Source organism: bacterium, from assembly GCA_016702305.1.
Classification (GTDB): domain Bacteria; phylum Electryoneota; class RPQS01; order RPQS01; family RPQS01; genus JABWCQ01.
Genome location: JADJEH010000017.1, coordinates 516,231 through 529,398 on the forward strand (window position 1 = coordinate 516,231; position 13,168 = coordinate 529,398).

At 58.8% G+C, this 13,168-nt stretch carries 13 protein-coding genes; 11 read left to right on the top strand and 2 right to left on the bottom strand.

Going from position 1 to position 13,168, the window contains the following annotated elements:
• Positions 1–112: 112 nt before the first annotated feature.
• From IPH10_13510 to IPH10_13535, 6 genes are all read left to right on the top strand, one after another.
• The gene (locus tag IPH10_13510; GenBank protein MBK6911922.1) at positions 113–1,192 is read left to right on the top strand and encodes a glycosyltransferase family 4 protein; all 1,080 of its coding nucleotides are present in this window, start codon (positions 113–115) and stop codon (positions 1,190–1,192) included.
• A gap of 64 nt (positions 1,193–1,256) precedes the next feature.
• On the top strand, positions 1,257–3,101 hold the full coding sequence (locus IPH10_13515; protein MBK6911923.1) for an ABC transporter ATP-binding protein: 1,845 nt from the start codon (positions 1,257–1,259) through the stop codon (positions 3,099–3,101).
• A complete protein-coding gene (locus tag IPH10_13520; protein ID MBK6911924.1) occupies positions 3,098–4,177 on the top strand; it encodes a glycosyltransferase family 4 protein in 1,080 nt (359 codons plus the stop codon). The genes IPH10_13515 and IPH10_13520 overlap by 4 nt, the downstream gene beginning before the upstream one ends.
• A complete protein-coding gene (locus IPH10_13525; protein MBK6911925.1) occupies positions 4,174–6,210 on the top strand; it encodes a metallophosphoesterase in 2,037 nt (678 codons plus the stop codon). Before IPH10_13520 ends, IPH10_13525 begins: the two co-directional genes overlap by 4 nt.
• Complete coding sequence (locus IPH10_13530; protein ID MBK6911926.1) at positions 6,207–6,443, top strand: hypothetical protein; 237 nt, start codon at positions 6,207–6,209, stop codon at positions 6,441–6,443. The genes IPH10_13525 and IPH10_13530 overlap by 4 nt, the downstream gene beginning before the upstream one ends.
• 4 nt (positions 6,444–6,447) lie before the next feature.
• Positions 6,448–7,239, top strand: a complete 792-nt coding sequence (locus IPH10_13535) for a glycosyltransferase family 9 protein (GenBank protein ID MBK6911927.1) — start codon at positions 6,448–6,450, stop codon at positions 7,237–7,239.
• Positions 7,240–7,309: 70 nt separating this feature from the next.
• On the opposite strand, the gene IPH10_13540 is transcribed toward IPH10_13535, so the two are convergent.
• Together IPH10_13540 and IPH10_13545 are read right to left on the bottom strand one after the other, a co-directional pair.
• Entirely contained in the window at positions 7,310–7,462 is a 153-nt protein-coding gene (locus tag IPH10_13540) for a hypothetical protein (protein ID MBK6911928.1), read from the bottom strand.
• Positions 7,463–7,688: 226 nt separating this feature from the next.
• Positions 7,689–8,285: a hypothetical protein gene (locus IPH10_13545; GenBank protein MBK6911929.1), complete on the bottom strand. Its 597-nt coding sequence runs from the start codon at positions 8,283–8,285 to the stop codon at positions 7,689–7,691.
• 160 nt (positions 8,286–8,445) lie between these two features.
• On the opposite strand from IPH10_13545, the gene IPH10_13550 reads away from it, so the two are divergent.
• The 5 genes from IPH10_13550 to IPH10_13570 all read left to right on the top strand — a co-directional run bounded on the left by IPH10_13550 (position 8,446) and on the right by IPH10_13570 (position 13,103).
• Positions 8,446–9,891 (top strand): M20/M25/M40 family metallo-hydrolase, encoded by a 1,446-nt coding sequence (locus tag IPH10_13550; protein ID MBK6911930.1) that lies wholly within the window; start codon positions 8,446–8,448, stop codon positions 9,889–9,891.
• 5 nt (positions 9,892–9,896) lie between these two features.
• Positions 9,897–10,217: a PDZ domain-containing protein gene (locus IPH10_13555; GenBank protein ID MBK6911931.1), complete on the top strand. Its 321-nt coding sequence runs from the start codon at positions 9,897–9,899 to the stop codon at positions 10,215–10,217.
• A gap of 1 nt (position 10,218) precedes the next feature.
• Positions 10,219–10,614: a hypothetical protein gene (locus IPH10_13560; GenBank protein ID MBK6911932.1), complete on the top strand. Its 396-nt coding sequence runs from the start codon at positions 10,219–10,221 to the stop codon at positions 10,612–10,614.
• Positions 10,615–10,637: 23 nt separating this feature from the next.
• Positions 10,638–11,693: a PD40 domain-containing protein gene (locus IPH10_13565; protein ID MBK6911933.1), complete on the top strand. Its 1,056-nt coding sequence runs from the start codon at positions 10,638–10,640 to the stop codon at positions 11,691–11,693.
• A 165-nt stretch (positions 11,694–11,858) separates the two neighbouring features.
• Positions 11,859–13,103 (top strand): hypothetical protein, encoded by a 1,245-nt coding sequence (locus IPH10_13570; protein ID MBK6911934.1) that lies wholly within the window; start codon positions 11,859–11,861, stop codon positions 13,101–13,103.
• Positions 13,104–13,168: the final 65 nt, after the last annotated feature.

Sequence of the window (13,168 nt, forward strand, 5' to 3'; positions counted from 1 at the left end):
AATTTGTAGCCCGAAGTCAAGAATCCGTACTATTAGAGAGATCGTCTTTCTTTGCTTATCCCCGCAAATTTAGCGATATTCCAAGATTAACGATGACCCTTCCAGCCTCCTCGTGCGCATTCTATTTAGCAATGCCTCATTAATGTGGGGCGGCAACGAAAAGTGGACCCTTAACGCCGCCGAAACTCTGGCCCGGCGTGGCCACGACGTGTGGATCGCCGTCCGCGCCCGGGAGTTGTGGTTGGCGCGGCAGAAATCAGACAAGGTCCGTTGGGTTGAGCTGCCGTTTCTAAATGATGCGGATATCCGCACTATCTGGAAGTTGCGACGCATCCTACAGGATGAGCAAATCGAGATCTTCCTGCCGACGCGCAGCCGTGACTATTGGCTGGGCGGCTTCGCACGTTTGGGAACACGCGCGAAATACGTCATGCGCATGGGAATCACACGCACGCTGCCCAACACCATCAAAGAACGCTTGCGCTACAGCATCTGGCCGGACGGCATTATCGTCAACGCCGAAGCGGTGCGGGCCTCCCTAACGGCCCATCCGTGGATCAAGGCCGACCGCATTCGCGTCATCTACAATGGAGTAGACGACCTAACGGCCGAACCTTCGCCACACCCGCGTCCAACCCGCCAGGAATCAGAAATCCTGGTCCTTGCAGCAGGCCGCGTCGAAAGTGAAAAGGGCTTCGATGTCTTGATTGATGCGATGAAACTGGCGGTGGAGCAGGAGCCCCGGCTGATTTGTGAAGTGTGGGGGCAAGGTGATCAGGTAGATGTACTCAACGCGCAGATTGAACGCCTCGATCTCGGCGAACACGTGCGCCTGCGCGGATTTACTCCGAACCTGACACAGCAGCTCGCGCGGGCGCACATCGCCGTCTCCTCGTCATACCGCGAGGGTATATCAAATTTCATTCTCGAAGCGTGGGCGGCGGGCGTGCCGCTGGCCGCAACCGCGATTGAAGGATCCGCCGAAATCGTGCATGACCGGCAGCGCGGCCTGCTGGTTCCGCCGGGCGATGCGCCAGCCATGAGCCGGGCTATTTTGGAATTCGCGCGCGACCGGACGTTGCGCGAAACGTGTATCGCCGGCGGGAAACAGGCTATCGCCAGCACGCACAACTGGGACGCGATGGCGGACAAAATGGAAAAGTTCTTCCGCGAAATTGTAACAAAAAATTAGATAACCGAAACGTCGAATAGGGCCTCTGCTTCCACATTCTCCATTTCAAGTTTGACATTCTTCCTTGATTACCTATTTAAGCTTCATAAATCCCTTCAAACGCTATCCGCGCCATCTGATCCTGACCGGGTTGGCGACTTTGTGTTATGTGGTGTTTAACACGCTGTCTATCTGGCTGATCGCGCCGGTGTTGAATATCATTTTCCTGCCTAACAAGGCCGGTGAATCCGCACAGACTGAAATGCTCACGGGCGGTATGCGCGGTATTTACGACAGCATGAAGCAGTGGTCGTGGGAAATCATCGGCGCGGGTGACCCGCTATCCGTGCTGCCCCGTTTGTGCATCGCTCTGATTGCGGTGTTCCTGCTGAAGAATATCTTCGCCTATCTGCAGCTGCACTTCGTGTCGTATGTCGAACAGCGCATGATCAAAGATCTGCGCGACCGTGTCTATGCCCATGTGATCCGGCAACCGTACGAATTCTATGACCGCAGCTCGACCGGTGAACTGATGAGCGCGGTGATGAACGACGTTAACACTCTGTCCGTGACGTTCCAGCGCGTGTTCACACAGGCCGTACGTGACCCGATTACCGTCGTGACGCTGCTGATCATTCTGTTCAGCATCTCGTGGCAACTGACGCTGGCCGCGCTTGTGATCGTTCCCGCGTTTGGAGTGCTGTTCCGCAAAACCGGAGGCAGCCTCAAACGCAAGTCCGGAAGGATTCAAGAAGGACTCGCCGAAATCACCGGCGCCCTGCAGGAAACCATCAGCGGCGCGCGCTTGATCAAGTCATCGGCCACGGAGCAGCCCGAAACCGAGCGCTTCGAATCGCGCTCGGAGCGCCTGTTCCACAATTCCTTGCGACTCGCGCGGCTCGAACGACTGGCCTCGCCGCTATCAGAAACAATCGGCGTGATGATCATCGCGCTGGTGCTGTTGCTGGGTGGTCAACAGGTGCTGTCGGGTTCGCTGTTGGATGCCGAGGATTTCATTCGCTTCATCGTCGTGCTGTTCTCAATGCTCGCGCCTGCGCGGGCGGTGGGAAACCTAAACAACTATCTGCAAATCGGCTCGGCAGCGGGCGCCCGCATTGATGCCCTGCTGGCACAGCCGATTGAAAGCGATGTCGCCCAGGATGGCGGCCAGCCGGTCAGCGACCTGCGGCAAGAACTGCGCTACGAAAACGTCTGGTTCCGCTATCCGACATCTGAGCAATGGGTCCTGCACGACGTGTCGCTGACCATTCGCTGCGGTGAACGCGTCGCTCTGGTCGGCAGGTCCGGCAGCGGCAAAACGACGCTGGCGAATCTGCTGCCGCGCTTCTACACTCCTGAACAAGGCCGTGTGCTGTGGGACGGCGCGGATGTGCAACAGCTCGACCGCGCGGCGTTGCGGCGCCAGATTTCACTCGTGAGTCAAGATGTCTTTCTCTTCAATGAAAGCGTGCGCTACAACCTGACTTACGGCTTGCGCGATGTCACCGACGACAAGTTGGCCACCGCCATGAAGCGCGCCCAATGTACGGATTTCGTGGCCAAACTCCCCCGTGGTTTGGAGACGATTGTCGGAGAACGCGGAGCGCAGCTTTCCGGCGGACAAAAACAACGCATCGCGATTGCACGCGCGCTGCTCAAAGATGCGCCGCTGTTGATCTTTGACGAAGCGACGTCAGCGCTCGATAACGAGTCCGAACGGTTGATTCAGCACGCGCTGGAAGAACTGTTCCGCGAGCGCACCGTGATTATCATCGCGCATCGGCTGAGCTCGATTCGCTTCGCCGACCGCGTGGTCGTGCTCGACGAGGGCCAGATCGCGGTGGAAGGCCAGCACCCGGCACTGCTGGACACGAGCGAACTCTATCGCACGTTGACGCAGCTATACGAACGCGAAGCGCACAAGTTGTGAACGTCCTGCTGGTGAATTCCGCCGCGCCCGCATTGTGGGGCGGCGGTGAGAAGTGGTTCGTCGAAGCGGCGGAATGGTTGCGCGGACAAGGTGCGCAGGTGACGATCGTCGCCAGACCAGCCTCGCAATTGCTCCACCGCGCCCAGTCCAAGACTATCGCAACCATTGCCTTTGGTTTCGGCGGAGACTTTGATCCGCTCGCGATGCTGCGTGCGAAGAAAGTCGTGCGCGAGACGGGCGCCGATGTCGTCGTGACGAATTTCAACAAAGAGAGTTGGCAGTTCGGCATCGCCGGGAAATTCGTCGGCGTTCCGGTTCTGGCGCGGCACGGATTCACGCTGTGGACAAACAAGCCGCATCATCGGTGGCTCGCCGCGCGTATCTTGACCGGTGTGGTGGTGAATGCGCAAAGTATAGCCGATCACTACGCGCGGCATAACATCGTCCCGCAACGACTCGACGTAGTGGCCAACGGCGTGAAGATCGCCGCGCACAAGCCGGGACGGCTGCGCGCCGAATTGGGTCTGTCTCAAGATGCACTGCTGCTCGTCGCGGCCGGACGACTGGAAACACAAAAACGCTTTGACAAACTGTTGCGTTGCGCCGCCGCGTTGCGTCAGCACCTACCGTTCACGCTGGCGATCTTCGGCGTGGGCCCGCACGACAGTGAATTGCGCGCACAATGCGAAGTTCTGCAGATCGGCGATCTTGTTAAGTGGCGCGGTTTCGACGAAGAGCTTGCTGACAAAGTTGGTGACGCCGATCTATTCCTGCTGACGTCGGACAGTGAAGGAACACCAAACGCCGCGCTCGAGGCGATGGCCGCGGGCGTGCCCGTGCTCGGGTTTGACGTGGGAAACATGGCCGAGATCCTGAACGGTGAGTTGAGCACGTTTCTCATCCCGGCCGGCCGCGACGAGCTGTTCGTGGAACGATTGCACGGTATCTGCGCGAACCGCGCGGCCTTGCACACGGTACGGCAGGCGTTTCGCGAACGAGCGATTAATGAGTTTAGCTTTGAACGATCCATGCAACGCTATTGGCGTATCTTGCAGGAAATAACGGGACGGTCATGAACGAACAGCGTGAGCGAATGGCCGGCGCGGCGCTGTTTCTCGTGCTCATCGGGGCGGGTTGGGCGCCCTATCTCGTCGCGACAATGCGCGCGGGTTTTTACGATGCGCCGGCGGTTCTGTTCGGCGGTTTGTGCGGCATCGTCGCGGCGGCGTTTACGTACGACGCGGCGGAACGGATGCTTGGCGCGGGCCGCGGCGTTTACGCCAGTGCCGTTTTGGCGACGTTCATACCGACTGCGATTGTCATCAGCGAGCCGCCGCTGATGTCCTACGCGAGTCTGCTCTTTGTCACGTCAGCGGCGTTGTGGATGGCGGCGCGCGCCACCGAGAGCAATGTGCGCGAAGCGCTGGCCCTTATCGGGCTGCTGTCAGGTGTCGTACTCGCAGTCTTTGGTGTATGGCCGCCCGCCATGCTGCCGCTGTTAGCGCTATTCGTTTTGCGTGCGCGGGTGCGTGTGAGCATGCAGGCGATCTTGGCGACTTTGAGTCTGGCCCTGCTCGGCATTGTGGCGGAGAAATTCATCGCGCTGCCTTCGTTGTTTGAGAAACAGCCTGACGTGGCCGTCGTGCCGTGGGAAGCGGCGTTGCTGATGGCGCCATGGGCCGGATTTGCTGTTTGCACTGCTGCGGTCGGTGCGCGGTGGTATCGGTATGTGCTGATTTCTCTGGTGCTGTTGGCCGTCCTGCATGGAAAGGTCGGCGGCGAGTGGTTGGCGCTGCTTGGCGTCGCTGGACCATTTGCGGCAATCGCCATTGCCGCGTTTGTGCTCAAGTGGTTTGAACACGAAAGCGAAAACCGCTGGAAAGAAGCGCGCTGGATGGCGCTGATCGCGATGGCTTTGCTGCTTGTTCCGCCGCTGGCCCGAATCGCGCACTGGGAGCAGATGACGACCAATCGCAACTGGGCGATGGCGTGCGTCGCGGTGGCGACGGCCTTGGTAGTCGGCATGATCAAGGACAATCGGCGCTGGCTCTTCGGGGTTCATGCCCTGGCGGGCATGTTCATCGGTTCCTTGTGGTGGTATTTCTGGCCGCAGGAAGAACTCTACGTGGATGATGATGTTCGATCGGTACTTCCGCTCGATATCGTCCCGTGGTTCTTTGTGGCCTTTGCATTGGTGCGGATTACCGTACGCGTGCTCTATGGCCGACGGATGCCGCGCTCACTGCGTAAACCGGTCGCCGAGCATTCGTTCGAGCCGGTCATGTTCCGCCGCTTCGATGAACTTGGCCGCGCCGAGTGGAGTGGCGCGCCCGTGGCGGTCAATCTGCCGGATACGGACAGCGTCGACTTCGCCATCTTTGGTGACACGGCCGGATCGGAGTTTCCCTTTTCGTCGCGCCGCTCCGGCTACGCGGCGTTGCGTGCGTTAATGGCGCGACTAATCGAGCGTAAGCCGCGTTTTGTCGTGTCCACGGGAGACTTGGCCACGCAGGCCACGCATCTCGCCTACCGTCGCTTGCGTAAAACGCTGGGACATCTTCCCCTTCCGTTTATCACCACACCGGGGAATCATGATCTGGTTGAGCGCCGCATTGTGCAGGCGCAGTATTTTCGCGCGCTATTCGGGAGTGACCATGGCGACATCACGGTCGGCCCGGCGCGGTTGATATTGATCAATAACGCGTGGGGCAGTCTGAGCGACGCACAACTTGACTGGGTGGAGACGACGCTGGCCCGACCGACTGAGGCCGCGTTCACCCTCGTGTTTTGTCACAAGCCGATCTTTGATCCGCGCAGCGACGCCTACTACGGCATGGAGCACCGGCCGCACGCGGAGTGGCTGCATGAACGCTTCGCGCGCGCCCAAATCAGCGCGGTCTTCTCGGGTCACATTCACAGCCTGCTGCACACCGAGCGGGACGGAGTGAACTATGTCATCTCCGGCGGAGGCGGCTCGAAACTGAAAAACACGGACGACCGCCACCACTATCTGTGGTGCCGCGTCGCACCGGACCACATGCGGATCACGGCGCACGACGTGGCCGCCGACGCCGTACTATTTGAACTGACGCTAACTCCGCGCAGATGAAGATTTCCCGCTCCGTACCCAATCTGAATCCACACCGCATTCTGATGGTGCAGTTGCGGCGCATCGGCGACTGCCTGCTGTGCACCCCGGCGATTCGCGCCTTGCACGAGCGCTTTCCAGCCGCGACGATTGATTTTCTCGCGGAATATCCGGGCCGAAGAAACGCTGCGCGAACATCCGCTGCTGCGCAAGGTGTGGGTGGCTCCGATGGAAGGGCTTGGCGCAACAATTGAACTCATGCGTGCCTTGCGGCGTGAACGCTACGATCTGGCGATTGACTTCTTTGCGAACCCGCGCAGTGCACAGTTTGTCTTTCTGTCGGGCGCGAAAGTCCGCGCCGGTTTGCGCCGACGAGGCCGCACGTGGGCTTACACACATCACTTTGAAGAAGAGCCTCACGATCGCGACGCGTATGCCGTGGACCTGCGGCTCGATATGCTGCGGCTGCTGGGTATTCCCGCGCATACGCGAGCGCTGGAAATTTTCTGCGATCAAGGCGACGCTGCCGCGCGCGCCCGCGTCAACAAACTTGTGGATGCCCAGACGGGCGTGCTCGTGGCCGTCGCCGCAGGCGGCGCCAATCCCGCGAAACGCTACCCGGCCGATCTAACGGCGCAGGTCATCGAGCTATTGCGCGCTTCCCATCTGGAGGTGATTCTCACGAGCGGTCCGGGTGAAGCGGAATTCGCGCAGCGCATTCTGAAATACTTGCCCCGCCCTGTGCCGCATTTCGCTGATGCCCGTGTTCCCGATTTGGCGGCGCTCTATCGTCATTGCGCACTCTACATTGGACCCGATTCGAGCCCGAAGCACATTGCGGTCGCGTGCGGCTTACCGACGGTTACAATCTTCGGTCCCGGAAATCCCCAGAATTGGAACGATCCGCAGAATGAGCGCAACGTCCTGCTGGCCGCGCCCTGCGCGATGCGGCCGCACTGCGTCGAACTCGACTGCGCAAAACTCGGACATATCGCCAAAATTCAGCCGCGTGAGATCTTGGCCGCGACGTTGAAGCTGCTGTTGGAATAGAAAAGGCGACATTGCTGTCGCCTTGCGTGCTCGGTTGATTCGCACCGCGCCGTCGCGGTGCGTTCGATGGTCAGCTCCCGCGAAATTTATCAATGTCGCGGCGGTCCTTTTTCGTGGGACGGCGGCTCTGTTCCTTCTTGCCTGAATCGCGCCAGATTCGGTCGGACTCCTGAATCTGCCGAAACTTCTCGGCGGTCGCCGCATCCGTAATCTCTTCATACATGCGCGGCGCTTCTTTTTCGACAAATTGATGTCTTCGGCCTCAAGAATGCGAAAGGTGCGGTAAAGCCCCTTCATGCGAATCTTGATGATCACGCCGACATCCACGGTGTCTTTGGGATCGGCGAATTTCTCGCCGACCATGATCTTGCCCTTCTTTGCAGGCCTCCGTGGCCTGGGTGCGCGATTTGTAGAGCGCGCGCGATTCAGCCAAATATCAACCCGGAGTTTCATGCGAGCCTCAGCCAGCCGTCTGCGGCGGCAATAGCGGCGGCCCGATGTTCCGGATCGAATTCGGCGTCGGCCAACAAATGCGCCAAAGCCGCGACCACCGTGCCGGGCAACACGCGGTAGTGGTCATGCTCGCCGCGAGCAAGCTGCGCATAGACCGTCGGAAATTCCGTGATAATGCCCGTGAGGCGCGCCCCTTCACCTTCGGTCACCTCAAGCGCAGTCAAGTCCAGCAAGAGCGACGAAATATACGAGGCCGCGTCATCATCCGCCGCGCACAGCAGAGTGGCCAACGCCGTGAGGGCCCAGCCGTTTAGTCGGCCGTCCACGCCAGCATCGTGAAACGCGCAGACGCGCTGAAAGGCGTACACGGTTAAGCCCTCCGACCAGCGTTCCAGATGAATCTCCTCTACCGCACGTAGCGCGTGATCCTGCCGACTTACGTTGTCCGTCCACGATGGAAACAGCTCGCCCAGCAGGTTCACCGCATTGATCATAGCCAACGCGCGCCCGCGCTCGGGATACGAGAGAATGCGCCACAGGTAGTCGCGGGCAGCGGCGGGCTGCGAGATACGCGGTGGCTCGAGTTCGGCCACAGCTACCGCCAGCGCACGCGGCGGCACCGCGCCGCCAGCCGCCCAGTCCGCGCAAGCCCCCAGAAATTCCGAACAATCTTCTGCATTGTTAACTCGCCGTAGATATTCTGATAAAGATAAACTTTCCCGTCCACACTTGCCACTCCGGGGTGTCCCGCTCATGAAACACTTGACTTTCCTTTGTTTGCTCTGTCTTCCCTTGTCGCTCTTCGCCGCGCCGGATGTCGCGCAGTTGCGTAAAGATGTGGGCGTCCTGGCCGCCGACGCGTTGGAAGGACGCGGTATCGGAACTAAGGGGCTGGATAGCGCCGCCAGTTATATCGCGCAGCGCATGGCGCAGATCGGCCTCGATCCCGCGTTTGACGGCAGCTACTTTCAACCGTTCAAGATGGGCTGGGGCTTCACGCTCGGCGAGAAGAACTTCCTGACGTATAAAGACCAGACCATTGACACCAAGACCGGCATTATGCCGACCGGCTTCTCGGCGAAAGGCGAAGTGACGGGCAAGGTGCTCTTTGTCGGCTACGGCATCACCGCGCCCGAATTCGAATATGACGACTATGCCGGCATGGACGTGAACGGCGCCATCGTGCTGTGCATGCGCAAGGAGCCCGGCGAGTTCGATTCGACCAACAAGTTTGAAGGCGTGAACGCCACGCTCCACTCGGCGCTGCGCACTAAGGCCAGCAACGCAAAACAGCACGGCGCGGCGGCCATGCTGCTCGTGGATGGACCGCTCTATGCCGACACCTCCGAAGTCGAAGAGTTGGCAGCGCCCGCGACCAATGAAGCCTATATTGACTGCGGTATGCCCGTGCTGCGTATTACGCGCGCCGCCGTGGCCAGGTTATTTCCCGAGTTTGAGCTCGACAAACTACAGCGTTCGATTGACTCCAACACGCAGCCCCGCAGCCTTGACGTCGTCGAAGACTCCGTCACGTTATCCACCGACCTCTCGCGCGAAGAAGTAGACGTCAAAAACGTCGCCGGTATTCTGCGCGGCGGCGATAACATCCTGGTCGTCGGCGCGCACTACGACCATTTGGGCTACGGTCAAAGCGGAAGCCTCGACGAGAAGCTCAACGTCATTCACAATGGCGCGGACGACAACGCCAGCGGTGTTGCGGGTATGCTGGAAACAGCGAGCATGCTCAAGGCCCAGCCGCTCAACGCAACCGTGCTGTTTGTGGCTTTCACCGCCGAAGAAACCGGATTGGGTGGCAGCGGTCATTTGGTGAAGAACTTCCCCTTGCCGTTCGAAAATGTCCGCCTGATGCTCAATCTTGACATGGTGGGCCGCTTGAATGAAAAGAACGATTTCACAGTTCTCTCGTGCAAGTCAGCCGAAGAGCTCGCCGACCTCGTCACACGCGCCGCAGTGGGAACCGGCCTCAACATCACCTGCAAAGGCGATGGATACGGACCGTCGGATCACATGAATTTCTACCTCGCGGAAAAGCCCGTGCTGTTTTTCTTCACCGGCGCGCATGCGGACTATCATAAGTCCACGGATGACGCCGAGTTGGTAAATTATGACGGTGAAGCGAAGGTCGTGCAACTGGCGGTCAATGTCTTGCGCGAATTAGACGCGCCGCGAGTCCGTTGACGTACGTGAAGGCGACCGAACCCGCGGAGCAAGGCGGCGGCAGCTTCCGCGTCTATTTCGGCTCGATTCCCGATTACGCGCAGCCGGATTCGCTCATCGGTGTGCTGCTCTCCGGCACGAAAGAGGGCGGTCCCGCTGCGCTCGCGGGTATCAAAGGCGGCGACCTGCTCGTGCGTATGGGCAAGGTGACCTTGAACAATATCTACGATTTCGTCTTTGCGCTGCGCACCTACGCGCCGGGCGACACGGTGGATGTGGAATACGTGCGCGAGGGCAAGCATGAACTGGCCAATGTCGTGCTGAAGACGCCGCCGATGAAGCATTAGTATGCTCACCAACGCGATACTGTTCTGGTTCGCCTTGCTGGTGACGGCGGTCGTCAATGCCGTGCTGCGCGAAAAAGTTCTGAAGCCGTGGCTCGAGCCAGCGATCGGGAAGTGGGCGCACCAGCTAAGTGTCTTCACCGCGTTTGGCTTGATGTTGGCGCTGACGGTGCTCTTTCTCAGCTTGCAGCGCGCGCCGTATACTGATGCGGATTTGTGGCGCATCGGATTCTTGTGGTGCGGCATGACCGTGCTGTTTGAGTTTGCGTTCGGCCGCTCGCGCGGCTTGAGCTGGGACAACCTGTTCGGAATGTATCGCTTCTGGACGGGCGAACTGTGGAGTCTGCTGGTGCTCAGCATGCTAATCATGCCCTTGCTGGCGGATAGACTTCTGAAATAGAAAACTGAACATAGGATACTGAAATGAGCAAGGTAACCATGCTGGGGATATGCGTCTTGATGATCGCGTCGCTGGCCGTCGCGCAAACCGCCGATTCACTCTGGTACGAAGGCGAAACGCACATGCGGAACGTCAAACAATTGACATTCGGCGGCGAGAACGCCGAAGCCTACTTCTCCGCCGACGGAAAGTGGTTGGTCTATCAGGCGACGCGGGACAGCTTTGACTGCGATCAGATCTTCACATATAATCTCGAATCGGGCGAATCAAAACTGGTCAGCACAGGCACGGGTGCGACAACGTGTTCATTTTTCGTACCGGGCCAGGATGAACTCGTGTTCTGCTCTACGCATGAACACGGCGCGGAATGTCCGCTGAAGCCGGACCGCAGTCTGGGCTACGTGTGGGGTCTGTTTGAGTTTGACGTGTATAAATGCAAAACGGACGGCTCGGGGCTCGTGCGGCTGACCAATGAAAAGGGCTACGATGCCGAGGCCGCGGTCTCGCCCGACGGCAAGGAGATTGTGTTTACGTCGGGCCGCGACGGAGATCTCGAACTCTATAAAATGAACATTGACGGCTCCAACGTCACGCGCCTGACGCATACTGTCGGCTATGACGGCGGACCGTTCTTCTCGCCCGACGGCAAGCATATTATCTATCGCGCCTTTCATCCCAAGACCGCCGACGAATTCGCGCGCTGGCAAACGCTGTGGGCCAATCAGGCTGTGTCGCCCGTCCGCTTGGAAATCTGGATTATGGACACCGACGGCAACAACCAACGGCAGGTCACGAATCTCAACTCGGCGAGCTTCTGTCCGTACGTTCATCCCTCCGGTGAGTGGGTGATGTTTACCACAACCTATGCCGATAGTATGGGCAACCGTCGCATGCCTAACTTCGACCTGTTCCGCATCAAGCCTGACGGGTCAAACCTCGAACGTCTCACCTACGGCCCAACCTTTGACGGCTTCCCCATGTGGTCCTACGACGGCAAGAAAATCGTCTGGGCCAGTAACCGCGGCAAGCACGAAAAAACCAGCGAAACCAACATCTTCATCGCGGATTGGGTGGAGTAGATCGACAAGTCACCAACAATGCCTGCGCCGATGCCTTTGCGAGGTGGTGTGAGGCGAGATTTGCGCATTCAATTGTTGAGCGAAAAACGTTGCAACTCTGCAACGATTTGAATAAATTCTAAACATTCCGAGCAGACAGATATTATTCCGGAAAGGCAGGAAACAATGAGGCATCGTAAGATTCTATGGTTGGCGCTGCTGGGGCTGGCGTTTGCAGCCGCGCTGCTGGTAAGCTGCAGCTCCGACGACGGCGGCGACGATGGCGGCGGTCAGGCCGAATGGACCATCATGCTCTACGGCGCTGGCAACAACGACCTTGACCAGGCCAACAACGGTACGTCCTACATCGTGCAGGATGTGCAGGACATGGAGAAGGTCGGCAGTCAGGATGGCATCAACATGATCGCCATGGTATCGCGCTTCGGTGGCGGCGGAAATGCCCGCTACTACAAGATTGGCTTTCACCCGAACGAGAATCCGAATGCGATAAGCTCCGAAGAGCTTCTGAATCTCGGCACGAAAGATATGTCCGACCCCGCGACATTAAAGGCCTTCATCAACTATTGCAAGCAGAATTTCCCCGCAAATAGGTATCAGTTGATTATTGACGACCACGGCGCGGGTTGGCCGGGCAGCTGCTCGGATGATCTCGCCGGTGCGGGCGGCCTATTGACGATGCCCGAGTGCCGTGATGCGATTGCCACATCCGATCTCGGACGCGTGGACATTCTCACCTGGCATGCCTGTCTGATGAGCATGGCTGAAGTAGCTTACGAGTTGCGCAGCGTCTGCGAATACATGACCAGCTGCCAGTTCACGATGCCGATGGAAAATATTCTCGGCGCGGATTTGTGGCTGGGCTGGCTCAAAGACAACAAGACCTCGTCCAACGAGAACTATGCGCGCAAAGTTGTGGAAAGCGTCATCCAACGCGCGCAGTTCAAGCAGAAGACGACGCACTATGCGATGATCAAGATGTCCGAAATGCAAAACCTCGGCGCGGCGCTGGGTACGTTCGGCAATATCCTCGTGCAGGAAGGCGGCCAGCATTGGGGCGAAGTCTTGAATGCGTGGAACAGCACGCATGCGACGAATCTTGATAATCCGACCTATGTGGACATTCGCGAATTCACCAATCAGATTCAGGCACAGCCCACGCTCTCGACGATTAACCTGATCGTCTCGAACTGCAACAACGTGCGCAACGCCATCAACGCCGCTGTGCCCTTCACCGACACGTACTTCCACCTCACCGACGCAGCCTGTACCGCGCGGTGGTTTGAATGTCTATATTCCGTGGCAGGTGAATCAATACGTGCCCGACTCGGTGAGCTATTCGAGCTTGCAATGGCGCGCCACGAATTGGCATTCGTTTGTTTCGACCTTCGTGCGTTCGCTCGGCGGTGGTGATCCTACCGCCGTTGCTGCTACAACAACAACACACAGTGCGCTGACAACGCGACGCAAGCCGACTG

Coding starts and splice junctions, on each gene's coding strand:
- IPH10_13525 (MBK6911925.1), top strand. CDS start 4,174: ATGAACGAACAGCGTGAGCGAATGGCCGGCGCGGCGCTGTTTCTCGTG.
- IPH10_13530 (MBK6911926.1), top strand. CDS start 6,207: ATGAAGATTTCCCGCTCCGTACCCAATCTGAATCCACACCGCATTCTG.
- IPH10_13535 (MBK6911927.1), top strand. CDS start 6,448: ATGCGTGCCTTGCGGCGTGAACGCTACGATCTGGCGATTGACTTCTTT.
- IPH10_13540 (MBK6911928.1), bottom strand. CDS start 7,462: ATGTATGAAGAGATTACGGATGCGGCGACCGCCGAGAAGTTTCGGCAG.
- IPH10_13550 (MBK6911930.1), top strand. CDS start 8,446: ATGAAACACTTGACTTTCCTTTGTTTGCTCTGTCTTCCCTTGTCGCTC.
- IPH10_13560 (MBK6911932.1), top strand. CDS start 10,219: ATGCTCACCAACGCGATACTGTTCTGGTTCGCCTTGCTGGTGACGGCG.
- IPH10_13565 (MBK6911933.1), top strand. CDS start 10,638: ATGAGCAAGGTAACCATGCTGGGGATATGCGTCTTGATGATCGCGTCG.
- IPH10_13570 (MBK6911934.1), top strand. CDS start 11,859: ATGAGGCATCGTAAGATTCTATGGTTGGCGCTGCTGGGGCTGGCGTTT.